22 protein-coding genes and 1 pseudogene are annotated in these 22,301 nt (G+C 58.4%); 12 read left to right on the top strand and 11 right to left on the bottom strand.

Annotation, left to right across the window (positions count from 1 at the left end; translation table 11 throughout):
* Positions 1-60: 60 nt before the first annotated feature.
* The gene (tnpA, locus tag V6S97_RS18580; protein ID WP_334427606.1) at positions 61-423 is read right to left on the bottom strand and encodes an IS66-like element accessory protein TnpA; all 363 of its coding nucleotides are present in this window, start codon (positions 421-423) and stop codon (positions 61-63) included.
* A gap of 228 nt (positions 424-651) precedes the next feature.
* Between tnpA and V6S97_RS18575 the strand changes: the two genes are divergently transcribed.
* Positions 652-1,437, top strand: a complete 786-nt coding sequence (locus V6S97_RS18575; RefSeq protein ID WP_334427605.1) for a 2-keto-4-pentenoate hydratase — start codon at positions 652-654, stop codon at positions 1,435-1,437.
* A 79-nt stretch (positions 1,438-1,516) separates the two neighbouring features.
* Here the strand turns inward: V6S97_RS18575 and V6S97_RS18570 are convergent, their stop codons facing one another.
* Complete coding sequence (locus V6S97_RS18570; protein ID WP_112495092.1) at positions 1,517-2,422, bottom strand: LysR family transcriptional regulator; 906 nt, start codon at positions 2,420-2,422, stop codon at positions 1,517-1,519.
* A 184-nt stretch (positions 2,423-2,606) separates the two neighbouring features.
* Between V6S97_RS18570 and V6S97_RS18565 the strand changes: the two genes are divergently transcribed.
* Positions 2,607-3,662 (top strand): aldo/keto reductase, encoded by a 1,056-nt coding sequence (locus V6S97_RS18565; RefSeq protein ID WP_334427604.1) that lies wholly within the window; start codon positions 2,607-2,609, stop codon positions 3,660-3,662.
* A gap of 48 nt (positions 3,663-3,710) precedes the next feature.
* On the opposite strand, the gene V6S97_RS18560 is transcribed toward V6S97_RS18565, so the two are convergent.
* The gene (locus V6S97_RS18560) at positions 3,711-4,661 is read right to left on the bottom strand and encodes a bile acid:sodium symporter family protein (protein WP_112207130.1); all 951 of its coding nucleotides are present in this window, start codon (positions 4,659-4,661) and stop codon (positions 3,711-3,713) included.
* A gap of 77 nt (positions 4,662-4,738) precedes the next feature.
* Positions 4,739-5,542, bottom strand: coding sequence for a hypothetical protein (locus V6S97_RS18555; RefSeq protein WP_334427654.1), 804 nt, complete (start codon positions 5,540-5,542; stop codon positions 4,739-4,741).
* Positions 5,543-5,682: 140 nt separating this feature from the next.
* Here V6S97_RS18555 and V6S97_RS18550 point away from each other — a divergent pair, with 140 nt between their 5' ends.
* Positions 5,683-6,750: a linear amide C-N hydrolase gene (locus tag V6S97_RS18550; protein ID WP_334427603.1), complete on the top strand. Its 1,068-nt coding sequence runs from the start codon at positions 5,683-5,685 to the stop codon at positions 6,748-6,750.
* A gap of 221 nt (positions 6,751-6,971) precedes the next feature.
* Here the strand turns inward: V6S97_RS18550 and V6S97_RS18545 are convergent, their stop codons facing one another.
* Positions 6,972-7,331 (bottom strand): VOC family protein, encoded by a 360-nt coding sequence (locus tag V6S97_RS18545; protein WP_334427602.1) that lies wholly within the window; start codon positions 7,329-7,331, stop codon positions 6,972-6,974.
* 291 nt (positions 7,332-7,622) lie between these two features.
* Between V6S97_RS18545 and V6S97_RS18540 the strand changes: the two genes are divergently transcribed.
* The 3 genes from V6S97_RS18540 to V6S97_RS18530 all read left to right on the top strand — a co-directional run bounded on the left by V6S97_RS18540 (position 7,623) and on the right by V6S97_RS18530 (position 9,297).
* Entirely contained in the window at positions 7,623-8,222 is a 600-nt protein-coding gene (locus V6S97_RS18540) for a superoxide dismutase (protein ID WP_334427601.1), read from the top strand.
* A gap of 104 nt (positions 8,223-8,326) precedes the next feature.
* Positions 8,327-8,662 carry a ferredoxin FdxA gene (gene fdxA / locus V6S97_RS18535; protein WP_112346311.1) on the top strand — a complete coding sequence of 112 codons (336 nt, stop codon included), beginning with the start codon at positions 8,327-8,329 and terminating at the stop codon, positions 8,660-8,662.
* An 11-nt stretch (positions 8,663-8,673) separates the two neighbouring features.
* Complete coding sequence (locus V6S97_RS18530) at positions 8,674-9,297, top strand: flavin reductase family protein (RefSeq protein WP_112346310.1); 624 nt, start codon at positions 8,674-8,676, stop codon at positions 9,295-9,297.
* 99 nt (positions 9,298-9,396) lie between these two features.
* On the opposite strand, the gene V6S97_RS18525 is transcribed toward V6S97_RS18530, so the two are convergent.
* The 4 genes from V6S97_RS18525 to V6S97_RS18510 all read right to left on the bottom strand — a co-directional run bounded on the left by V6S97_RS18525 (position 9,397) and on the right by V6S97_RS18510 (position 14,313).
* A complete protein-coding gene (locus V6S97_RS18525; RefSeq protein ID WP_112346309.1) occupies positions 9,397-10,353 on the bottom strand; it encodes a hypothetical protein in 957 nt (318 codons plus the stop codon).
* Between the two features lie 81 nt (positions 10,354-10,434).
* Positions 10,435-12,120: an ABC transporter permease gene (locus V6S97_RS18520; RefSeq protein WP_111791519.1), complete on the bottom strand. Its 1,686-nt coding sequence runs from the start codon at positions 12,118-12,120 to the stop codon at positions 10,435-10,437.
* Positions 12,117-13,214: an ABC transporter ATP-binding protein gene (locus tag V6S97_RS18515; protein WP_334427600.1), complete on the bottom strand. Its 1,098-nt coding sequence runs from the start codon at positions 13,212-13,214 to the stop codon at positions 12,117-12,119. The genes V6S97_RS18520 and V6S97_RS18515 overlap by 4 nt, the downstream gene beginning before the upstream one ends.
* A 106-nt stretch (positions 13,215-13,320) precedes the next feature.
* Positions 13,321-14,313 carry an ABC transporter substrate-binding protein gene (locus V6S97_RS18510; protein ID WP_111791520.1) on the bottom strand — a complete coding sequence of 331 codons (993 nt, stop codon included), beginning with the start codon at positions 14,311-14,313 and terminating at the stop codon, positions 13,321-13,323.
* Between the two features lie 290 nt (positions 14,314-14,603).
* Here V6S97_RS18510 and V6S97_RS18505 point away from each other — a divergent pair, with 290 nt between their 5' ends.
* Together V6S97_RS18505 and V6S97_RS18500 are read left to right on the top strand one after the other, a co-directional pair.
* A complete protein-coding gene (locus V6S97_RS18505) occupies positions 14,604-15,737 on the top strand; it encodes an ROK family transcriptional regulator (protein ID WP_111791521.1) in 1,134 nt (377 codons plus the stop codon).
* Between the two features lie 131 nt (positions 15,738-15,868).
* Positions 15,869-16,412 (top strand): annotated as a pseudogene (locus tag V6S97_RS18500) (flavin reductase family protein).
* Here V6S97_RS18500 and V6S97_RS18495 read toward each other — a convergent pair.
* The gene (locus tag V6S97_RS18495; RefSeq protein WP_334427599.1) at positions 16,409-17,347 is read right to left on the bottom strand and encodes an AraC family transcriptional regulator; all 939 of its coding nucleotides are present in this window, start codon (positions 17,345-17,347) and stop codon (positions 16,409-16,411) included. The pseudogene V6S97_RS18500 and the gene V6S97_RS18495 sit on opposite strands and share 4 nt — an antisense overlap.
* A 96-nt stretch (positions 17,348-17,443) precedes the next feature.
* On the opposite strand from V6S97_RS18495, the gene V6S97_RS18490 reads away from it, so the two are divergent.
* Complete coding sequence (locus V6S97_RS18490) at positions 17,444-18,193, top strand: SDR family oxidoreductase (protein ID WP_111791538.1); 750 nt, start codon at positions 17,444-17,446, stop codon at positions 18,191-18,193.
* A gap of 88 nt (positions 18,194-18,281) precedes the next feature.
* Here V6S97_RS18490 and V6S97_RS18485 read toward each other — a convergent pair whose 3' ends face one another.
* The gene (locus V6S97_RS18485; RefSeq protein WP_112207133.1) at positions 18,282-19,181 is read right to left on the bottom strand and encodes a glycerophosphodiester phosphodiesterase family protein; all 900 of its coding nucleotides are present in this window, start codon (positions 19,179-19,181) and stop codon (positions 18,282-18,284) included.
* A 150-nt stretch (positions 19,182-19,331) separates the two neighbouring features.
* Between V6S97_RS18485 and V6S97_RS18480 the strand changes: the two genes are divergently transcribed.
* The 3 genes from V6S97_RS18480 to V6S97_RS18470 all read left to right on the top strand — a co-directional run bounded on the left by V6S97_RS18480 (position 19,332) and on the right by V6S97_RS18470 (position 22,243).
* Positions 19,332-20,480, top strand: a complete 1,149-nt coding sequence (locus V6S97_RS18480) for an ROK family transcriptional regulator (protein ID WP_035212881.1) — start codon at positions 19,332-19,334, stop codon at positions 20,478-20,480.
* Positions 20,481-20,683: 203 nt separating this feature from the next.
* Entirely contained in the window at positions 20,684-21,190 is a 507-nt protein-coding gene (locus tag V6S97_RS18475) for a sigma-70 family RNA polymerase sigma factor (protein ID WP_060727276.1), read from the top strand.
* A gap of 84 nt (positions 21,191-21,274) precedes the next feature.
* Positions 21,275-22,243 (top strand): FecR family protein, encoded by a 969-nt coding sequence (locus V6S97_RS18470; RefSeq protein WP_112207135.1) that lies wholly within the window; start codon positions 21,275-21,277, stop codon positions 22,241-22,243.
* The last annotated feature ends 58 nt before the right edge of the window (positions 22,244-22,301 follow it).

The following is a 22,301-nucleotide window of genomic DNA, read 5'->3' as shown; positions in this document are numbered from 1 at the left end:
CACGCCGCATATCGGTCACTCCGCAGGCCAGATAGACCCGTACATTCCCCGATGGTCCGATCATGCCGCCTCCACGCAAGCGACCAGCGGGCCGAGCAGCTTCAACTCGACGTCTATCGGCACCTTCAGGCACCGACCGTTCCGCAGCAATATCTCGACGATCGCCGGCCTCGTTACCGTGGTAGACGCCTGACTTAGGCCAACCTCCTCCATGATTTCCACTGGAAGGAACACCGTGGGTCGATCCACATAGTTGAACGACCTCCGCCACACGCGGATCTGGCTGGGATGAACGTCATGCCGGCGTGCCACCTCACCAATGCGAGCACCCGGCTCATCCGCTTCCGCCAGTATCCTCAGCTTCGCCTCGTCCGACCAGCGCCGCCTGCGCTCGGTACCGGACATGATCTCCATGCGGGCCATGAAACTTCTTTGCTCTGGTATTAATGTCAGCACTAATGCTGGTTCTAATGCCAGAACATCGCCTGATTTGCCCGATCAGCAAAAACAGCTCACCGGACGCTCACCATCGTTCGGCACCACCTCTCTTTAAGGCCGGCGATGCGGGCGAACTCGACACTAATGGCCTTGGCAGACAGCGCCAAATCATGACAGCATCTGCCGTTTGAAACATCCGGGACCCTAGACGCAATGACGGCAATCGAAAAACTGGCCGAAAGTTTCACCACAGCGAGCCGCGAAGGTACAAAAATCACTATGGCGGCGTTGCAGGCGGAGGGCCTCATTCCCGGTGGCCTTGAAGAGGCTATCGCGATCCAGCGGGCTTTTGCTGAAAAATGGGCGGAACCGGTCGCCGGCTGGAAACTGGCGATCCGCCCGGATGGCGAGGCCATCGGGGCGCCCATGTTCGATTGCGTTCGGATCGATGAAACCAATCTCGCTTCTTTTCCTGAAGATGGCACCGAAGGCGTCGAGGTCGAAATCTGCTTTACGCTTTCCGCCGATATCCCCGCAGCGGCGGCGGGGCCGCTGACCAGGGACGACCTGATAGGATATATCGACAAGGTCCACCTTGGTGCTGAACTTCTCCGCTACAGGCTGGTGGAGAAAAATCAGGTGCCGTTTCCGCTTTTTCTCGCGGATCGCCTCGCCAACCACGGCTTCGTCATCGGCCCGGAAGTGGATAAAGGCATCGTGGACGTCTTTGCCGGAAATGGTGAGAACCTGCCGCAGCTTACCGTTACCGAGGGGTCGGCGCAGCTTTTCGACGCCACGGTAAAACATCCAAATGGTGATCCGCTCGCCCCGCTTGTCGCCTTTGCCAATGCGGCATTCAACAAGGGCGACATGCTCAAGGCCGGCAATGTCGTGACGACGGGCAGTCTCTGCGGTGCGATACCAAGCACACTTGCCGACGAGACGCAGATCACGCTGAAAGCGGTTGGTGCTTTCACGCTGTCCGGTCCGAAACCATAGGCCCCGGTCATTCGGGACGCCCCTTTTTTTGCCCCCCGCCGTCTTCATCCTGGTCGTGTTTTCCAATGCCTCCGGAAGGTCACTTCACCCGCCCGTATTCGCTCAGAAAATCGAGCAACGCCCGGATGCGGGAGGGAAGCGGCCCTCGCTGGCCGACATAGACGGCATGAAACATCTCCGTCTCACCCGTATCGAGATGATCGAGCACGGGGATCAGTCGGCCGGCGGCGATATCCTCCCTCACGGTGAAAGCGGCAAGACGCACCAGCCCGACGCCGGCAAGCGCCAGACGGCGAAGGCCTTCGCCATCGCTCACCTGCACACGTCCCGTCGCGGGGATGAGGACGGTCTTTCCGTCGTCCCGCAATGGCCACCCGTCGACTGACCGGGCATATCCAAACCCGAGGCGATTGTGATCTTCCAGATCGGCGATTGTTTGCGGCACACCGCAGCGCTCCAGATAGTCAGGAGCGGCGGTGATGATCATCCTTGTCTCGCCGAGTTTGCGGGCAACGAGGCTTGAGCTTTTGAGCGGCCCGGCACGCACCGCGACATCCATGCGCTCTGCGAGGAGGTCGACCACCTGATCGGTCTGGACGATATCGAGCGTGATGCCCGGATGCAGCGACAGAAAGCGTGGCAGGATGGGCGCAAGAATATGCGTTGCATAAGAAGCGCTGGTGTTGATCCGCACGCGGCCGACAGGCTGTTCGCCCAAGCCGGCGGCGCGTTCGGCCTCTTCGAGATCGGCGAGGATGCGGGTGGCCCTCTCGTAAAAAGCGCAGCCCTCCGGCGTGATCTGAAGCTGCCGGGTGGAGCGGATGAGGAGGCGCGCGCCCAGGCGGCCTTCCAGCCGTGCGATCAGCTTGCTCACCGCTGAAGGCGTCATGTTCGCCGCTGCGGCCGCGCGGGAAAAGCCTCCGAGTTCAACGACCCGCACGAAGATTTCCATCTCCCCTGCCCGGTTAATCTCAAGTCGCGCCATGATGACTTCATCTCACAAGTGATAATATTTTCGGCATTCTATTTCATTGAAGAGCCAGCGTCTATCTTCAGACAGCGATTGAAACGCATCACAATCTTCGTCTGCCAGATCACGACGGGATGGGAGGCGCGGCGCCATCAGGCGCCCGGCCCAGAACCATGCCGAAGCAACAAAGGAACACCCCATGGAATATCGCTATCTCGGCAAATCCGGCCTGAAAGTGCCGGTTTTGAGTTTCGGCACCGGAACCTTCGGCGGCTCCGGCCCGCTCTTCAGCAACTGGGGCAATTCCGATACTGCGGAAGCCCGGCGCCTGATCGACATCTGTCTCGAAGCCGGCGTCAACCTGTTCGATACGGCCGATGTCTATTCCAATGGGGCATCGGAGGAGGTGCTCGGCGAGGCCATCAAAGGCAGGCGGGACAGCGTTCTGATTTCAACCAAGACCAGCCTGCCGATGGGCGACGGGCCGAATGAGGCCGGATCGTCCCGCTCCCGGCTGCTGCGCGCGGTCGATGATGCCCTACGCCGTCTCCAGACCGACTATATCGACATTCTTCAGCTCCACGCCTTCGACGCCTTCACACCGGTTGAGGAAGTGCTCTCGACGCTCGATACGCTCGTCCGCTCCGGCAAGGTGCGATATACCGGCGTTTCGAATTTTTCAGGCTGGCAGATCATGAAATCGCTCGCCGTCGCGGACCGATATGGCTGGCCGCGTCATGTGGTCAACCAGGTCTATTATTCCCTTATTGGCCGGGACTACGAATGGGATCTGATGCCGCTCGGCGCGGACCAAGGACTTGGCGCGATGGTCTGGAGCCCGCTAGGCTGGGGGCGGTTGACCGGAAAAATCCGCCGCGGCGCGCCGCTACCCGAAGGGAGCCGGCTGCACGAGACCGCCAGTTTCGGCCCGCCGGTGGATGATGAGCGTCTCTACCGCGTGATCGATGCACTCGACGCTATCGCCGAAGAAACCGGCAGAACCGTACCGCAGATCGCGCTCAACTGGCTGCTCAGACGGCCCACCGTTGCCACTGTCATTATCGGCGCACGCAATGAGGAGCAGCTTCGCCAGAACCTCGATGCCATGGGATGGGAGCTGACACCCGCACAGGTGGCGCGGCTGGACGAGGCCAGCGAGACGACTGCTCCCTATCCGCATTTCCCGTATCAGCGGCAGGCGGGCTTTGCCCGTCTCAATCCGCCGACCGTAACACGTCAAACTATGCCGCTCTAAGGCGGGTCAGGCCGCCTGAACTGCAGGCGGCCTGACAGTTGTGGAGCCTCAGGCGGCTTTGTTTCCGGAGCCTGCTTCCACCCGGCCCGAAAACCAGTTCGCCAGGATTGCGCCGGAAATATTGTGCCAGACGCTGAAAATGGCGCTCGGAACCGCCGCGAGAGGCGAGAAATAGGCCGTGGCAAGTGCCGCGCCAAGACCCGAATTTTGCATGCCCACCTCAATCGCGATGGCCTTGCGTTTGGCAAGCGAAAGGCCCGTTGCCTTTGCCGCGAGATAACCGAGGAGATAGCCAAGCCCGTTATGCAGTACTACGACGGCAAAAATCATCAGCCCGGACTGGGCGATAGACGCCTTGGATCCTCCCACCACCGCCGAAACGATGAGCACGATGCCGATGACGCTCACGAGCGGCAATGCCGGAACGGCGGCCTTGACGAGACCGGGCAGCAGCTTCTGCAGGGCGGCGCCGAGAGCAAGCGGAACCAGAACGACCTTGACGATGCTGAGGAACATGGCCCAACCATCAACGGGCAGGAACTGGCTCGCAAACAGCCAGACGAGGAATGGCGTCACCAGTGGCGCGGCAAGCGTTGTTACCGAGGTGCAGGCAACGGACAAAGCGACATCGCCCTTGGAGAGATAGGTCATGACATTGGAAGACGTGCCGCCCGGGCAGCAGCCGACCAGGATGACGCCGGCCGCGACTTCCGGCGGCATGGGAATGATCCGGGTAAGCAGTACCGCCAGAAGCGGCATGATGAGAAACTGGCCGAGCACGCCGATCGTCACATCGAATGGCCTTTTGACGACCTCCCTGAAGTCATCGACCGAAAGCGTCAGCCCCATGCCGAACATGATGATCGACAGGAGCGTGACGATCCACGGTGCGATCTGCTTGAACGTATCCGGAAAAAAGAAGCCGAGCACGGCAAACAGGATGACCCAGAGGGCAAAGGTCTTGCCTACAAATGCCGAAACGGCTGCCAGCGTTTTCATGTCTATACTCCCTAATGAACACGAGACCCGTCTAGACTCCAAGGGGGTCGTGTCAAGGCCACTCCGTGGGCAAAGGGTCAGAACCGATAGGTCAACCCGACAACCGGTCCACTCAGCCGGGAATCAAAAACATAACCATCGTGTGAGTAATCCACATCGAGCACCTTGTAGCCCGCCGAGACCGACAATGTGTCGGTAAAGATGTAGTTGACCGTTGCGAGCGCTGACCAGGTAAGATCTGATCCCGCTCCAAAACCACCGATATCCACCTGTCCCTGAACGGACAGCTTGTCCGTCAGGCTGAAAAAGGCCCGCGCGCCGATGACCGGATCCACCCATCCGAAACTCTCCCTATGGCTGGCAGAAGCGCTGCCGATCAAGGGATGGCTGGCGGTGACCGCAACGTCATTGGAAATGTGCCAGAAGCGCGCACCGGCAAGCGCGTCGAGGGAGAATCCGTCAGCATCGATGACTCGGTAACCCGCCTGAAGGGTCGCCATGAATTCCTGTGTGTCCACATGTGCATCGATGGCGGCACCGGCCGGCAAGGTTGGTAAACCCGGAATTTGCAGCGCAGGCAACGGACCGGCCGCCTTGCTGTCGGTGGTATTGACATACATCAAATCGCCGGAAAGGACGAAACGGTCGTAACGCCCCCAGATATTGAGAAACCCACCGAAATTGAGATCATCCATGACATCTGAAAAGGATTTTTCCACATGGAGCGTCGGTGCACGCCGGAACGGCGATACGTTGCCATTCAAACCAGTCGCCCATAGATAACCCGTGGCCTGAAACGCCCAGTCGGTGCTGTCATCAACCTTTGCGGGCGTGGAAGCTACGTTGTCCGCACCTGCGGCTGCGGTTGCGGAAAAAGCCATAACGGCCGCAAAAACTGATAATTTTAGCAATGCCTTCTCCCCAATTAATCGCCCGTAGCTAAGCTTATTTGACTCTCGCCAACAAGTCCGATTTTCTATCATACGCTGTATCTTGCGCCGCGAGCACCGGAGGCTTTTCCATGCGCCTGAAGACCTTGCCGATTTTTTCCGCCTGTACTGCCGCAATATTGTCTGTCGCGACACTGACCACATCGGTTGCCGAAGCCTGTACGCGATTCGTTTATCTCGGCGAAAATGATCAAGTGATGACGGCCCGGTCGATGGATTGGAAAACGGATGTGGGAACCAATATCTGGGTCTTCCCCCGCGGCATGGAGCGCTCCGGCGAGGCCGGCCCGAATTCGGTCAAATGGACCTCGAAATATGGCAGCGTCATCGCGTCGGGCTATGATATTTCCACGACAGACGGCATGAATGAAGCCGGATTTGCTGCAAACGTCCTCTGGCTGGTCGAATCGAGTTACCCCGCTTATGACGGAAAAACTCCGGGCCTGTCGATCGCCGCCTGGGCGCAATATGTGCTCGATAATTTCGCGACCGTCGAAGAGGCGGTCAGCGCACTAGAGAAGAACCCCTTCACCATCGTGACCGACAATGTGCCGGGCGAAGAACGCCTGGCGACCTTGCACCTTTCCCTTTCGGATGCGAGCGGCGACAGCGCAATCGTTGAATACATCGATGGCAAGCAGGTCATCCATCACGGCCGTCAGTATCAGGTGATGACCAATTCGCCGATCTTCGACCACCAGCTGGCGCTCAACGAATATTGGAAGCAGATCGGCGGTACTGTCATGCTGCCGGGCACCAACCGCGCATCGGACCGGTTTGCCCGCGCCTCTTTCTACGCCAATGCCATTCCCAAGAGCGAGAACCCTGTCGAAGCCATCGCGAGCGTCTTCAGCGTCATCCGCAACGTCTCCGTTCCCTACGGCATCACCACGCCGGACCAGCCGAATATTTCCTCGACCCGCTGGCGCACGGTGATAGATCACAAACGCAAACTCTATTTCTTCGAATCGGCGCTGACGCCGAACATTTTCTGGATCGACATGACGAAACTCGATCTCTCGAAAGAAACCGGTGCGGTCAAGAAACTCGACCTCGGCCCCAATCAAATCCATATCTATTCGGGCATGGCGAATGAGAGCCTGAAGGACACCAAACCCTTCAAGTTCCTCGGGCTTTGACGGTGTCGATCTTGCCGCAAGGCAAGTAAGCGATTGGATTGAGATGGTGGAACGCGCCCGGCAATGATCGGAATCTCCCGGGTCAGGATTGGGTTTGCCCAATCTGAGAGCCTCTTCCTCGAAAGCACATTTCGAAAGGGCGCAGCCATCAATCCGGCGTCAACTGTCGCGCTAGGGAGGCACTCACCGTCCGGCTCCATACGTGGTGAGCACAAACGTCGTCAGCTCTGAGCGGGCTCCCACAATTCCACCGGATTGCCTTCCGGGTCATGTATCCTGGCGAAGCGTCCCACCTCCGAATCCCATTCGGCGCGGGTTTCAACCTCGATACCGTCTGCCGTCAGCTTCGCGATAAGAGCATCGAGATCATCCACCCGGAAATTGATCATCCATTGCTGTTCAGCACGACCGAAGTATTCGCTATTTCTGTCGAAAGGCCCAAAAATCGTCATTCCGGCCTCCTGATGCCACACGGATTTATGCAGATCGTCAATGCCGAGATGTTTTTCATACCATTCGGCCAGACCGGCAGCATCTGCTGCCCTGAAGAATACGCCACCAATTCCAACGGCTCTGGCCAAGACTTTCTCCCTCTCATAGATAACAGAAAGCATGCTGCGCAGTCGCTGCCAAAATATCAAGCAGAACGGCAGTCTTAGAGGCCATTAAGACCGGTGGAGCATAGTGGCTCTGCTCTGCCGGAGCGCTCTACCGGATCCAAAAGCGCTTTCTTCCCGCTTGCCCGTCAGCGTCGCGTGGCCTTTAAAAAACCTCTTGACCTGAACCATGGTTGAGGTCCTAGAAGTACTGTCACCTTGTTTTCGCAAGGCTCTTTCCATGCTCTTGAGCGAACAGTTGACAAAGGATACCCCATGGCTTTCCAGCTTCCCGACCTTCCTTATGCCCATGATGCGCTCGCCCCCTCGGGCATGTCCGAGGAGACGCTGAAGTTTCATCATGATCTCCATCACAAGGCCTATGTCGATAATCTCAACAAGGCGATATCAGGCACCGAATGGGAGAAAAGCAGCCTCGCGGACATCGTCCGGGGCACCTATGAGAAGGGTGCGGTGGCGCAATCCGGCATCTTCAACAATGCCTCCCAGCACTGGAACCACAATCTCTTCTGGGAAATCATGGGGCCGGAAAATCATGCGATCCCCAAGGTGCTGGAAGATGCGCTGACGCAGTCCTTCGGCTCGGTCGCGCTGTTCAAGCAGAATTTCGCCCTCTCCGGCGCCTCCCAGTTCGGTTCGGGCTGGGCGTGGCTGGTGGTGGATACCGACGGCTCGCTGAAGATCACCCGCACCGAAAACGGGGTCAATCCGCTCTGCTTCGGGCAGAAAGCGCTTCTTGGCTGCGATGTCTGGGAACACAGCTACTACATCGATTTCCGCAACAAGCGCCCGGCTTATCTCGAAAACTTTCTCGACAATCTGGTGAACTGGCAGGCAGTCGCCGCCCGTCTTTGATTTGAGCCCCACCGATCCGGCCGGTCCCGCTGCCTTGTGCGGCCGGCCGGATCAGGCGCAGCCGGACAGCCGCCGTCCGGCTGCAACTCCCTTCGAGCGTCTCAATGCCCTATGTCGTCACCGAAAACTGCATCGCCTGCAAATATATGGACTGCGTGGAAGTCTGTCCGGTCGAGTGTTTCTACGAAGGTGAGAACATGCTCGTCATTCATCCCGATCAGTGCATCGACTGCGGGATCTGCGAGGGGCAATGCCCCGCCGCCGCGATCCGGCCGGACACTGAAGCGGGACTGCATGCCTGGCTCGACCTCAATCGCCATTATTCCGGCATCTGGCCGCGCGTGCATGAGAAAAGGTCACCACCTGACAATGCCGACATCATGAATGGTGCTGCGGCAAAGATATCCATTTTTTCGAAAAATCCGGGAGCGGGCGGTTAGCCCGGCACACCATGTCTCATAATTTCAGGCTGATCGCCGGCGGCGTCGTCAATCACGCGCATATTCCGCTGAAAACTTGCGCGTCTCCCATGATCTCCCCGCGTGAATTCAAGGATTCGATGGCCGGCCTTGCCTTCACCGTGGCTGTGGCCACGGCCGCCCACGCCGGAGAGCAGGTCGGGCGAACAATCACCTCCTTCATGCCGCTCAGCACTGAGCCTCCGCTTCTGATGATCTCCATCGACGCCAGCAGCCGCATGGTAGATCTCATCGCCGCAAGCAGGCGCTTCTCTGTTTCGGCGCTTGCCAGAGGGCAGGAAGAAGTTGCCGACGTGTTTGCGGGAAAAGGCAACTTGCGGGACCGGTTTTCCATCGGCTGCTGGGATATCTGGCCTTCAGGAAACCCGAGGCTTGCCGATGCGCTGTTATCCATGGATTGCGAACTTGTCGGTTCCATCGATGCCGCAGACCACATCCTGTTTGTCGGCGCCATCATCGAATCGGTCTCGGACCCCTCACGCAAGGCCCTGCTCTGGAGCGACCGCTCCTATACCGGCACGGAGATAAGGAGCGAGCTCGATCCCGGAGCTTCCCCTCGGCGATCAGATACACAGCGTCTTTTCATCGGCTTCTAGCATTTCCACAAAGTGGCGATAACCCGGCAATCAGTTATGGGATTTTTCGCAACCCGGCGGAAGACCGACAGCGACGGAATACCTGTCGTCGCGGATTTATTACCGAGCCTTCAGGCATATTACCGTCCTGTCGTCGCTGAATTCGCTCGTTGTCGATCCCTTCACCGACGGGTAGTCGCTGAGCTTGTGAAAATCTGCTGCCTCGACGCGGGCGAATTCCGCTTCCCAGTCTGTGACGTCGGTGCCGGTTGGCAATGACAGATAACCATCGGAGAAGATTTCGAGGCTGGTGACCGTATCCTTGGCTAGGGACAGATCGACCGTGCCCTCCCCTATCACCTCTCCGCCATTGACCGAAGCGTACCCGAGAACATGGCCCTGTCTGTTTGCATAGTGTGGCTGGACACGAATGCCGCCCATCAGAAACTCTTCGACGGCTTCGATATCGTTTTGAAGACCGCTTGCGGCAGCGGCGGCGACAATGACATTTTCTGCCTCGGGCATAGTCATGATGCCGGCTTTCACAGCCGCGTGCAGGCCGGAAAATATGGTGGCTCGCGTTTTCGCTTCCGCTGCATCACCGTCTTCAAGTAGAGCGAATAGCTGTTTAAAGACGTGAATGCGGGCCGACGTGCTGACGCGGTCTATGAGCTTGGCATGTTGCAGCAACCGGGTGCCATTGATACGCACGCCGGAATCGCCAGCCAAAAGCAGCCGAAAGCTGTCGCCCATATCGACCACGATTGCGAGAGTAGTGGACGGCGGGTGGTTCGCATTGATGCGCTGCGCCTCCCTTTTCAGTATATCGCTGATGGTCTGGAATAGCGCAGCGGCCTCACAACTCTGCAAGGTGTCGTTAATGCTCATCTCTGCCACAGCATTTGCGGCGGCAAGTGCGGCGATGCGGCCGGAACTTAGTCCGCCGTAATTCGCTCCGGTCGGGTCGGTGGCGCCATCGAAAACAGCGAGAACGCGTCCCGGAAGAATGATTGCCGCATCGTCCCCCGGCGTTGCCGCGTTCTTGTATTTCGATTGCGAAAAGCTCGCGATATTCATAGTGTCTGTTCCTTGCAGAGAGGAGCAGGCGACGACACGCCGGTCGCCGCTGCTGTGGTCTTTTATGATATGGTCAAGCGGTCAGACGAAGGATGCTTCCTTGTCTTCCGACAGACGGAAAACAACGAAGACGCAGATACCTGTACTGAGCAAAAGAACGGTCGACAGCGCCGCTGCCGTGCCAAATTCCCCGTCAATCACCTGAATATAGATGAGGACCGGCATGGTAATCGTGCGCGCGGTATAAAGGATGAGCGTCGAGGACAGCTCGTTAATGGCGGTGATGAAGCTCATTAGCGAACCGATGATCAGGCCGGGCATCATCAATGGCACCGTCACAGAGAGGAAGGTCTTTGCAGGTGAAGCCCCAAGATTAACCGCCGCCTCCTCGATCGAAGGCTTGATCTGCCGGAGGATCGATGTTGTGGATCGGACGCCGTAGGGTAGCCGACGGATAAACACCAGAAGGATGATGATGAGCGCCGTACCGGTGATATCAAAAGGCGGATAGCGGAACGTCGTGACGTAACCGATCGCCATGACGACGCCCGGAATGAGATAGGGTACCATCAACAGCAGATCCAGCGAACCGGAGACGGCGTTGTCGCGCCGAACGACGATGAAGGACAAGAGCCCCGACACGATCGCAATAAGGACTACGGCAGCCAGTGCAAAGGTGAAGCTGTTGGCGATGGCCTGCGGGGAATCCCGCAGAATGCGGGCATAACTGTCCAATCCGAAGCCGCCGGTAAAGACGGGGCCGTTGGTTGCGAGGAACGAGGTGTAGATTACAGTGAGCGACGGCAACATGGCGATGAACACCACCAGATAGCAGAAGCCGTGCACGAGGAATGATTTCAGCGGACGCATCGACTGCTTGACCGGTCGGTTGGTCAGTGAACTGGCGTAACGGCGCTTGGCAAGAATGTGCCGCTGCAACAGAAGTGCGGCCATGGAAATCGCGATCATTACCATCGAAATCGTCACAGCCATGGTCGGCGTGCCGGCCATCTCTGAAGTGTATTGCGCATACGCTATTGTGGAAAGCGTTCTGATCCCTTTGCCGAGGATTGCCGGCGTTCCAAAGTCGGCGATCGATAGCACGAAGCAGATGATCGCCCCGGTGCTGACTGCCGGAAAGACCAAGGGCAAGGTGATTTTGCGGAAACGCTCGAATGATGTGCAGCCAAGGTTTTCGGCTGCATCCTCATAGGATTTGTTAATGGTGTTCAAAGCGTTCTCCGTCATCAAATAGATGTACGGAAAGAACTTCAGGCTAAAGACCATCACGATGCCCGGGATCCCATAGATCGTCGGCAAAGAAATGCCGGCGAAGGACAACAGGTTGGTGACCGCACCATTGGCACCGAACAGCATGATCCAGGCATAAGCACCAATGAAGGGCGGCGCGCAAAGGACCAGCACCGCGAAGGTGGCGATGAAGGTGCGTCCCTTGATGCGATAACGGGACGTGCAAAAGGCAAGCGGGACACCGAGAAGACACGCACCAAGCATGCCCAGCACGCCGATCAGCAGCGTATTCCAGAGTGCGACGGTATAAAAACGCCGCGTGAACACCTCCGCATAGTTGCTGAGCCCGAATGCACCGGTTTTGGCATCGAAGAAACTGATAAAGAACACGCTGAAGATCGGCAGGATCAGGAAGATCGCCAGCAGGATAACGGCAAGTACCGTCACACTTGTCCAGAAACCCGGCAGCCGCAGCTGAAAACCTCGTGGCGTTGAAGTCACAGTCATATCCGTCACGACAGGCGCTCCCCGGTTACACCCTCACCGAACAACTGTGAAACGCTCGCACACCAGGAGAACGTCGTTTTCTCATTCGGTTGAAGGGCGATGATCTCTGGCGATGGCTTGGTAATTGCCTCGATCTCCTCACCCGACGAGAGTACGGCCGCGACATTCATTTCCCGACCGGTGAAACTGACCTGGCGTATGGTCACCGGCAGTTCGATGCGCTCGTCAACAGCGTTCGCAGAAGGACCGACGGAAATCGCCTCGGGGCGGACCGCAGCGACGATCTTCCGTTCCGGCGAAATCGCATGGGCCTGCGGCAATGCAATCTTCTGACCGGAGATGGATGTTTGTCCGCCCGTGCGGTCAAGCGTCAGAAAGTTGTTCGCTCCAACGAAAGACGCGACGAAACGATTGGCGGGATTGTTGTAGACTTCCCATGGTGGTGCAGCCTGCTGAATGACGCCGCCATACATGACACAAACCAGATCGGACATGGCAAGCGCCTCTTCCTGATCATGGGTGACATAGACGGTGGTGATGTTCATGGCTTGCTGGATTTCGCGCAGTTCGCGCCGCAGGTCCACGCGGAGTTTGGCGTCGAGGTTGGACAGCGGCTCATCCATCAAAAGCACTTTGGGATTGATGACGAGCGCGCGCGCCAGGCCCACACGCTGCTGCTGGCCGCCGGAAAGTTCGTGCGGCATACGCTTGGCATAGGGAGCAAGCTGAACGATATCGAGGATCTTGCCGACCCGTTCGCGGATCTCGGCGGAAGACGCCTTGCGTTGCTTCAGACCGAAGGCGACATTGTCAAATACGGAAATATGCGGAAATACCGCATAATCCTGAAAGACCATGCCTACATCTCGCTTATGGGCGGGCACATGTTCGATCGCCTGCCTTTCGATGCTGATGCTACCGCTGTCCTGCTGATGAAAACCGGCAATCGTTCGCAAAAGCGTCGTCTTTCCACAACCGCTCGGTCCTAGAAGCGTGAAAAACGATCCTGATGGGATGGAGATATTGATGTCGGAAAGGGCAACGACATCCCGGTAACTTTTCTTGATTCTGGTAATTTCAACGGCGGCCATGTGCTGCTCCATGACATATCCTGCGCGGCACGCGACCACGGCGGACGGAACGAAGATGCGGATGTGAACGACATAAGCGGGGGACAGTGTCCTGACGTACCGCCCCCCTGCAATGTTCTTACTGGACGTCGAGAAGGATCTCGTTCCATTTTTCCATCAGGCGCGAGCGGTTGTCCGCAGCCCATTTGAAATCGTACTTCGCATCCGGGACATCTGACAGCGGAACCAGTGCCGCGTTCGCCGGAACATCGGTTCGGACCGAACGACGACCGGCTTTGACCACGACTTCCTGTGCTTCCTTGGAGACGATGAAATCGATAAAGGCCTTGCCGTTTTCAGCGTTCGGGGCACCCTTGACTAGTGCCATGCCGTCAGGCGCAATTGCCGTGCCTTCTTTCGGGTAGACAATCTCGACCGGAGCGCTGCCGAGCTTGTAGCGCAGGGCGGCATCTTCAAGCGTAATACCGACGGCCTGCTCGCCATCATTGACAAAACGCGGCACGGCGCCTGAAGAGGTGGATAGGACAGAGTTGCCAAGGATGCCGGTATAGATCTGCCAGCCCTTCTCCTCACTGTCGAAGTCCTGCAAAACCGTTGCCATCTGGATATAGGCGGAACCGGACTGATCGGCACGAGCCGAAGAGATCAGGCCCTTGTATTCAGGCTTGGCAAGATCGGCCCAGGATGTCGGAACCGGTGCACCTTTCAGAGCCTCCTTGTTGACTATGAAGGCCGTCACGACAGCTGTGAAAGGCACCCAGTTCGCACTTGGCGAAAAGGCGGAGTTTATCGAGGCAGCTTCGACAGGCTTGTAAGGTTCGAAAAGATCTGCAGAGAAATCGATCACCGTTCCGTCGACACTCCAGATCACGTCGCCTGCCGCCTTGCCGCTTTCAGCTTTGATGCGGTTCATCAGCTCGCCGGATCCGGCTTTGACAAGCTCGACCTTGGTGCCGGTCTTCTTTTCAAACAGGGGCAGCAACTCGTCCATAAGCTGCTGCGGCGCTGCCGAATAGACCACGACAGTACCTTCCGCCTGGGCAAGAGTGGCACTGGCCATGAATGCCGCGCCAGCAAAAAGGCGCGCAAAAATAGTGTGTGATTGACGCATAAGGAGGCTCCGTTTTTTGTTCCCTGACAGACGAGACGCTGCGACATGATTTTTTGCTGTTTTTCCCGTCGCGGCTCGTTGCCTAATATTTATTTTCTTTACGTAAATTAATAAGTCAAGCGTGAATTTTCTACCGAATTCGGAATGCGCTAGATCGCTGATAAACAACGGCATTATAACGAACGTCAGACTTCGTCCGGAACACTTGCTTCCGCTTAGGCTGGGAAATTTGCTGTACAATCACGCAGTTTGCGCTATTCATCCGGCGTAACGTCTCCCGGGAGAATGGTTTGATCGACCTCGGCTACAATGAGCGACGCCTGCTTGAAATCTTGCGTGGCAAGGGAGGCATGTCGCGCATTGAACTCGCGCGCGAGATGGACGTCTCCGCGCCAACCCTCACCCGCCTGACCGCCAATCTTCTGGAATCCGGCCTGATCCTAGAAGCAGAAGAAGCGCGCAGTGACGGCAAACGGGGAAAACCGTCCACTGCTATCGAAATCAATCCAAACGGGCTTTTCACGCTCGGGGTCTATTTCAATCCAGACGATCTGCGTGTCTGTATCGCCGATCTCAACGGCACGATCAGGCAGGAAATTCGGTCCGAGCTTGAAGGGTACAGTTTCGAGCACATTATGGAGATGGCCGAGACGGCTGCCCGCCAAGTGCTGGAAAAGGCTAAAATCAGAAAAAAGGATGTCCTCGGCTGCGGCATCAGCTTTCCGGGCCACTTCAAGCGCGATCGAGGCCATGTCTTTCGCATCAAACAGTTCGAGAGCTGGCGCGACATCGACGTCGACAAGGACTTCCAACCCTATTTCGATTTCCCGGTCTTTCATGAAAACGACGGCAACACCGTCATTCTCTCCGAGCTTTATTACGGAGCGGGCCGCAGTATCCGTAACTTTGCGATGATCTGGCTGACATATGGCATCGGCGGCGCCGTCGTGGTGCAGCGTCATCTCTATCGCGGCACGAACGGCAATGCTGGCGAGTTTGGTGGCCTGTTTCCAAAATCACATCCGCGTCCCTCCGGACAGGATCTTTGCGACACGCTTTCCGCCCACGGGTTGGATATCCGGCGTTTGAAGGATATCGATGAAAGCTATTGCGACCATCCCGCCGTGGTTACCTGGCTGGAAAGGGCAACGGACCAGCTTCGGTTGCTGGCTCTGACCGTCGCCCGAACGATGGATCCCGGCGCCATCATTTTTGGCGGATCATTGCCCGACTGGATTCTTGACCATATCGTACAGCGCATCGGGTCGCTGGAAATGCTTGGTGAGGATTTCTTCGTAGAGCCCCCGGAAATACGCAAATCGATGATGAGTGACCTGCCGCATCTCGGTGCCGCCAGCATACCGATCTACCGTGCCACGACGCCCAGCTATTATTCAGGCAGGGCGCTGAAGGGATGGGCTTAGCCGCGGTTAGTCGGTAGCCTTCCTGCCCGATAACGGATTAAGTTGCCGGGTGTCGGCACCCCTGACCCGACAACAATTTTTATGGGAGTTTTATCCAGGCTGAACCGGTGCAGGTCCCGTGACTTCTTCCGCTGAAAGCCTGCGCGTCTCCGATAATCTCCCCGCGTGAATTCAAGGGTTCGATGGGCCGGCCTTGCCTTCGCCGTGGCTGTGGCCACGGCCGCCCACGCCGGAGAGCAGGTCGGGCGAACAATCACCTCCTTCATGCCGCTCAGCGCTGAGCCGCCGCTGCTGATGATCTCCATCGACGCCAGCAGCCGCATGGTCGACCTCATCGCCGTGAGCAGGCGATTTTCCGTTGCAGGATTGGCCAAAGGACAGGAGGAGATTGCCGATGCCTTTGCGGGAAAGGCAAATCACCCGGACCGGTTCAGCATTGGAGACTGGGATACCTGGCCATCAGCAAGCCCGAGGCTTGCTGATGGCCAGGTATCCATGGATTGCGAACTTGTCGGTTCCATCGATGTCGCAGACCACATCCTGTTCCCGGGCGGCATCATCGAAGCCGTCAAAAATCCGCTGAGCAAAGCCCTGCTGTGGAGCGAACGCGCCTATTCCGCCCCTCCCTCGCGACAAACCGGGACGACCCTTATCGCCATGACCGGCAACTGCTAGAGAAAAATTGCCTGCTGTCGGCGTCTGTCGCCATTTGCGCGGGCAAAGATGCCAGGAGCGACACCGTTTCTTTTGCGGAAAGCGGTGCTGAATGCGCTGGCGGATTCATAACCGATCTCCTCCGCGATATGATCGAGGGACTTTACCCCGCGCATCAGCGCGTCTCTGGCAAGCGCCATCCGCCAGCGGGCCAGATATTCGATCGGCGCGCAGCCGAGCATTTCATTAAAACGCGCTGCGAAAGCCGAGCGCGACATGCCGGCGATCCCGGCCAGTTCGGCCAGTTCGGCCACGGTCCAGTTCGCACGGATATTGGCGTGCATGGCGGACAATGCGCGGGCAAGCCCGGGCAAACGCATCCCCTTCACCAGCCCCGCCGGAATTGCCTCGCTGCCCGCGTTCGGCCGACGCAGCACTTCAACCAGCAGAACCTCCAGCATGCGCCGGATGATCAGCTCTTTGCCCGCATCCTCGCGCACGCATTCTTCCGACAGCAACTCGATCAGGCGCGCCAGCCGGGATGCTCCGCCCGCGCCCGCCGGTACATGGATCAGGTCGGGCATCAGCGACAGCAGAAGCGCGGCATTGACCCGCTCGAACATGAAGCTTCCGCCTAGCGCGACAAAATCAGGCTCCCCTTCCTGTTCACCATGCCGCACCGCCCGGCCCTGCGGCTCGACCGGAATAGAGTCGACGTCGGGATCGCTGCAAAGCGAGAAGGCGGGCGTGGAGGGTAAAAGCAGGAAATCACCCTTCGTCAACCGCAGGGGCTCCCGGCCATCGATCATGACCCATGCCGCACCGGCAAGAACGACGGCAAAACCCGGCGCGCCATAGGCGCGATAACGCACACCCCAACGGCCCCGGCCGGAGATTGGCTTTGAAACGGCGGCGCTCGGCCGCAAGAGATCGATGATATCGCTAAGAGGATCCACTGTCTGGACGATCAATAATGAATTACGGTGCCCAGAGCATACATCATCCAAGACACATCGTCTATGTCAGGTCATATCGAATAATGGAGACTTATGATGACCAAGACGATCCTCATCACCGGCACCTCATCCGGCTATGGCAAGGCGACCGCCGAATTTTTCCTCTCGCGTGGCTGGAATGTCGTTGCGACCATGCGGCGTCCGGATCCCGATCGCTTCGGCGGCAATAATGACCGGTTGCGCGTCCTGCCGCTGGATGTGACGGACGGGCAAAGCATCGCGGCCCTGATCGATGCGGCAGGTCCGGTCGATGTGCTGGTGAACAATGCCGGCATCGGCATGGTCGGCGCTTTCGAAGCAACGCCAATGTCGGCAATCCGCGCGATCTTCGACACCAACAGCTTTGGTGTGATGGCAATGACGCAGGCGATCATTCCCCAGATGCGAAAGCGCCGGTCCGGCGCGATCATCAACGTCACATCCAGCGCCACGCTCGCGTCCTTTCCGCTCGCCGCCGCCTACACCGCCAGCAAGCAGGCAATCGAAGGTTTCTCCGGTTCGCTTGCCCATGAGCTCGGTCATTTCAACATCCGGGTGAAGCTGGTGGAACCGGGCTATGCACCAACCACCCGTTTCACGACAAATGCCATCCTTCCGCTGGAAGAGCTGCTGCCGGACGATTACATGGACTTCGCAGGCCCAATTCTCGAAGGCTTCGCCAAACCGGCCATGACGACCAGCGAACAGGACGTCGCCGAAGCGATCTGGAGCGCCGTTCATGATGTGTCCGGCCAGCTCCGTTTTCCCGCTGGCCCTGACGCAATTGCGCTGGCTCAGGCGGGGTGACGTCCGATAGCGACTTCACCGTGTGGCGATAGCGTCGAACAAGCGAAGGACGTGCTTCGTCGCTTGTTCGACGGTAGCGACGGCGCCTTCAAGGCGCTCGTTCATCGTGCCCATGCTTGCCGGCATCCATCTTCAGCCAGCTGGCGAAAGCTTCGACCTCATCCGTCTGGATCGCACCGACGCCGGCCTCGGCGAGTGCGCCCCACACCGCCTCCGGTTCTTTCAGCGCCCGCGTATCGTTGAAATCGAGGCAATGGGCTACATCCAGCGTGTTGATCCACAACCGGATATTCTGACGCTCCATCTCGGCACGGCCTTCGGCCAGATCGGCAATATCGGTGAATTTCACCTCGATCATCGGCGCCTTCAATGCCTCGATGCGGCGCAGATCCTCGGCAAACCTGCCCTTTCTCACCGGAAACATCGGCATATGCGGGATCTTGCCGAACCAGTCCGTGTCGAGCACCTCGAAACGGCTGGCCTCAGGATCGATATCGGTCTTCACCAGCACCTGGTCTTCAACACCGAGCCGCAGCACGGTTTCCATGACTTGCGGCAGATCGCGGGTGAATTTGATGTCGATATTGACGGTGATCTTGCCCCGTGCCTCTTCCAGCAGTTCTTCCAGTGTCGGCACACATTCATGGGTCACGTCAGCCGCATCGCCACCCGCGCCGGCCTTCAGCTTTGCTGCGCGAACCACCTCGAAAGGCAGCGCGCTCACGGTCCCCTTGCCCGTCGTGGTGCGGTCGAGCGTTTCATCATGAATGACGACCAGCCTGCCATCGGCCGTCGCCTGCGTGTCGATCTCGATCATCTCGACACCCGCCGCAACCGCGGCCCGGACGGAGGCAAGTGAGTTTTCTGCCGTAGCAGTCCAGAAACCACGGTGGGCGATGGTCAGGATGGCCGGATTGTCGCGCGAGCAGAGTGCAAGCACATTGCAGGGATTGGAGGTATTGTGGGAGGTAGCGAGGGTTCGGTGCATGGGTCGACTTTCAGGTCTCATGGTCGGCTGATTTTGTCGCCTTCAATTAATACACATAAGGCGTAATATTTATGACAAGGGCTGGGAATAATGTCCCTGTGTACCAAAGCCCCGTGTTGCCGCCGCCCCGCACAGCCGTTATCCAAAGCCATGACCATGGATCAAACCCCGCGCCAGAGTTTCGACCGCCAGCCGCTTGCCAGCGAGAATGAGCGTCTTATTCTCGACATCGTCCGTCGCCACGGCCCCATTGCCCGTGCATCGATCACCGGCCACACCAACCTGACGCAGCAATCCGTGCACCGGCTGATCGAAGGCCTGCTGGAGCGCGAACTTCTGCAAACCGGCGCGCCGCTCAAGGGCACGCGCGGCCAACCGAGCCCGACAATCGAGCTGGTGCCGGAAGCGGCCTATTCGCTCGGCATTTCCATCAACACCGACTCCGTGGTGATCTGCATCGCCGATTTTCGCTGCGACGTGATTGTCGAGGAAAAACTTGATATGCTGCCGGAGGACCGGGAGGAGACGCTCGCCGCCTTGTCGCTGGCCCTCAAACGGCTGCTGGCCGAACACGGCGTCCCGCGAGAGCGTCTGCTTGGCCTCGGTTTTTCAATGTCCGGCTTCTTCGTGTCGGAAGACCGCGCCTTTAATGCGCCGGAACCTCTGCGCGACTGGTCGCTGATGGACCTGAAGCCGATCCTTGAGAAACGGTTCCGCCTGCCGGTCTGGCTGGAAAACAACGCCACCACTGGCGCGATCGGCGAAAGCCTACGCGGCGTCGGCTCCTGGTGCCAGACCTTCGCCTATCTGTCGTTCAATTACGGTTTCGGTGGTGGACTGATCCTTTGCGGCCAGCCTTTTCACGGCTTTCACGGCAATGCCGGCGAATTCAGCGGCATATACAGCCCGGACGAAGCGCCCAAACGTCCCGCCCTGCAATATCTGATCACCACCCTGCAGAAAAACGGCGTCGACATCCATTCGATCGAGGCGCTTTACCAGCAGTTCGACCCCGCATGGCCGGGCGTCGAGGAATGGCTGACCGAAACCATGCCGCAGGTGGACCGTCTGGTGGCGAGCCTGATCTCGATTCTTGATCCGCAAGCCATCGTCTTCGGCGGGCAATTGCCGCGCGCGCTGGGCCAGATGATGATCGAACGCACGCACATGCCCTCGGAGCGCGAACACCGTTACGGCGTCGGCCCGAAGGAGGCCAAACTGGTTCTTAGCGAAACGGTCGGCGATCCCTCTGCAATCGGCGCTGCGCTGCTGCCGCTCAGAGTCCGCTATTTCCTGTAGGCTGGCCCAAGCGGCCTGATGTAATCCCGCAACAATCATCACGGAAACGTGAGGCCAATTTGGCCCCCGGGTTTTTACGGGCTGGCAGCAAAGGCCCGATGGCAGTAAACATGATCATAATAATCATGTTTCTTGCGATATGAGGCGGCGCGTATATTCGCAGCCGCATCATGCGACAAGCCAATACGTCACCGGGTCGATTGATGAGCAAAGCCCTGTTACAGGTTCTCGATGCCGAGGAGGAAAGCCGCCTGATGCGGTTCTTCCGCCGGCGACTGCAGAACCGGGAAGATGCCGCCGATGCCATGCAGGAAACCCTGCTGCGGGCGCTGGAAGTCTCGCATGCCACGCTGATCGACAATCCGCAGGCCTATCTCTTCCAGATCGCCCGGTCCGTCGCCCGCCTGACGGCCATTCGCCAGTCGCGCGAGCGGCCGTTATTCGCCCCTTACGAAGCGGGTTTTGCCGTTGCCTGCGAAGAGCCGGGGCAGGAACGGATCGTCGCCGGACGGCAGCACCTGATTTTGATGGCACGGGCCATCGAGGCCCTGCCGAGACGCTGCCAGCAGGTCTTCGTGCTCAGCCGCCTGCATGGCCATTCCAATGGCGAGATCGCCACCCGGCTCGGCATTTCCCGCAACATGGTGGAAAAACACATTATCAAGGCGCTGCTGCACTGCCGTCAGGTCCGCGTGCAAATAAAAATGTAAACCTGCATCAGGTGTTCGCATCCTTTTTCACTCTATAAGGGAAAAGGAATACACATCAGCACGTAACAAACGGCAGATCAGGACATGAATGAGCGCCCGGACGGTCTGAAGGATGACGGCTTGACCGATGACGGTCTGGCCGAGGAGGCCGCGCTGTGGGTGGCGCGCATGCAATCAAAAGATGCGACGGAAGCGGAGCGCGCGGCGTTTCATGTCTGGCTGCGGGCCGATGCCGCCCATGCTGCCGCCTATGAGGAAATGCAAAGCCTCTGGGGAGAACTCGCCGAGATCGATCTTGCGCCGGCCGAGCGGCAAAAACGCCGAGGGGCCCGCCGGGCGATGCTTGCGGGCCTGGCCGGTCTCTGCCTCATCGGGCTTGCGGCGCTGTTTGCGGAAAAAAGCGGATTAAAGGACCGCTGGCAGGCGGATTATTACACCGGCATCGGCGAAACGCGCGTGCTGGCGCTGGAAGACGGGAGCCGTATCAGCCTGAATACCGACACGGCAATTGCCGTCCATTATTCGCAAAAGGAACGGCGCATTACCCTTCTTCGCGGCGAGGCCTATTTTGATGTCGCGAAAAATCCGGAGCGCCCCTTCATCGTGGAGGATGGAGCGCTGACGGCAAAAGCGCTCGGCACGCATTATTCGGTCCGTACCGGCAATGGCGCACTGCCGCAGGAAGTGCAGGTGGAGGAAGGCCGGGTGGAGGTGACGACAGGGGCCGAGGTCGCCGTGCTCACGCCCGGAGAGGCCGTGACCCTTGGTGGCGACGGCAGGCTGGTGCGCGCCCGCAAGGATGTTGCCAACAGCATGGCATGGCGAGAGGGCAAGCTCGTCTTTTCCGGCCAGCCATTGCGTGAGGTTCTCGATATTCTCTCGCAATATCGCCGGGGTCGTATCGTCATTCTCGATGAGGCGGCGGCGAAACAGCGCGTTTCCGGCATTTTCGACCTGAAGGATACGGATCAGGCGCTCACCATTCTCGAAGAAAGCCTTCCCGTTTCGGTATCACGGCTTTCCGGAATGCTGGTTTTCGTCCGCTCCAGATAAAAATAACTTTTTGCGGCTCCGACGTCAGGAGGCGACCCGCCTTTTCACTCTAGGCAAT

The organism is Agrobacterium sp. CCNWLW155 (assembly GCF_036888815.1).
GTDB classification, from domain to species: Bacteria; Pseudomonadota; Alphaproteobacteria; order Rhizobiales; family Rhizobiaceae; genus Agrobacterium; species Agrobacterium radiobacter.
The sequence above is the reverse complement of the archived record's forward strand: the minus strand, read 5'-3'. Positions and strand labels throughout refer to the sequence as shown.

What these genes read in the sequence shown, in the direction of transcription:
- tnpA (WP_334427606.1), bottom strand. Translation starts at nt 423, where the DNA reads ATGGCCCGCATGGAGATCATGTCCGGTACCGAGCGCAGGCGGCGCTGG.
- V6S97_RS18575 (WP_334427605.1), top strand. Translation starts at nt 652, where the DNA reads ATGACGGCAATCGAAAAACTGGCCGAAAGTTTCACCACAGCGAGCCGC.
- V6S97_RS18570 (WP_112495092.1), bottom strand. Translation starts at nt 2,422, where the DNA reads ATGGCGCGACTTGAGATTAACCGGGCAGGGGAGATGGAAATCTTCGTG.
- V6S97_RS18565 (WP_334427604.1), top strand. Translation starts at nt 2,607, where the DNA reads ATGGAATATCGCTATCTCGGCAAATCCGGCCTGAAAGTGCCGGTTTTG.
- V6S97_RS18560 (WP_112207130.1), bottom strand. Translation starts at nt 4,661, where the DNA reads ATGAAAACGCTGGCAGCCGTTTCGGCATTTGTAGGCAAGACCTTTGCC.
- V6S97_RS18555 (WP_334427654.1), bottom strand. Translation starts at nt 5,542, where the DNA reads ATGGCTTTTTCCGCAACCGCAGCCGCAGGTGCGGACAACGTAGCTTCC.
- V6S97_RS18550 (WP_334427603.1), top strand. Translation starts at nt 5,683, where the DNA reads ATGCGCCTGAAGACCTTGCCGATTTTTTCCGCCTGTACTGCCGCAATA.
- V6S97_RS18540 (WP_334427601.1), top strand. Translation starts at nt 7,623, where the DNA reads ATGGCTTTCCAGCTTCCCGACCTTCCTTATGCCCATGATGCGCTCGCC.
- fdxA (WP_112346311.1), top strand. Translation starts at nt 8,327, where the DNA reads ATGCCCTATGTCGTCACCGAAAACTGCATCGCCTGCAAATATATGGAC.
- V6S97_RS18530 (WP_112346310.1), top strand. Translation starts at nt 8,674, where the DNA reads ATGTCTCATAATTTCAGGCTGATCGCCGGCGGCGTCGTCAATCACGCG.
- V6S97_RS18525 (WP_112346309.1), bottom strand. Translation starts at nt 10,353, where the DNA reads ATGAATATCGCGAGCTTTTCGCAATCGAAATACAAGAACGCGGCAACG.
- V6S97_RS18515 (WP_334427600.1), bottom strand. Translation starts at nt 13,214, where the DNA reads ATGGAGCAGCACATGGCCGCCGTTGAAATTACCAGAATCAAGAAAAGT.
- V6S97_RS18510 (WP_111791520.1), bottom strand. Translation starts at nt 14,313, where the DNA reads ATGCGTCAATCACACACTATTTTTGCGCGCCTTTTTGCTGGCGCGGCA.
- V6S97_RS18490 (WP_111791538.1), top strand. Translation starts at nt 17,444, where the DNA reads ATGACCAAGACGATCCTCATCACCGGCACCTCATCCGGCTATGGCAAG.
- V6S97_RS18485 (WP_112207133.1), bottom strand. Translation starts at nt 19,181, where the DNA reads ATGCACCGAACCCTCGCTACCTCCCACAATACCTCCAATCCCTGCAAT.
- V6S97_RS18480 (WP_035212881.1), top strand. Translation starts at nt 19,332, where the DNA reads ATGACCATGGATCAAACCCCGCGCCAGAGTTTCGACCGCCAGCCGCTT.
- V6S97_RS18475 (WP_060727276.1), top strand. Translation starts at nt 20,684, where the DNA reads ATGAGCAAAGCCCTGTTACAGGTTCTCGATGCCGAGGAGGAAAGCCGC.
- V6S97_RS18470 (WP_112207135.1), top strand. Translation starts at nt 21,275, where the DNA reads ATGAATGAGCGCCCGGACGGTCTGAAGGATGACGGCTTGACCGATGAC.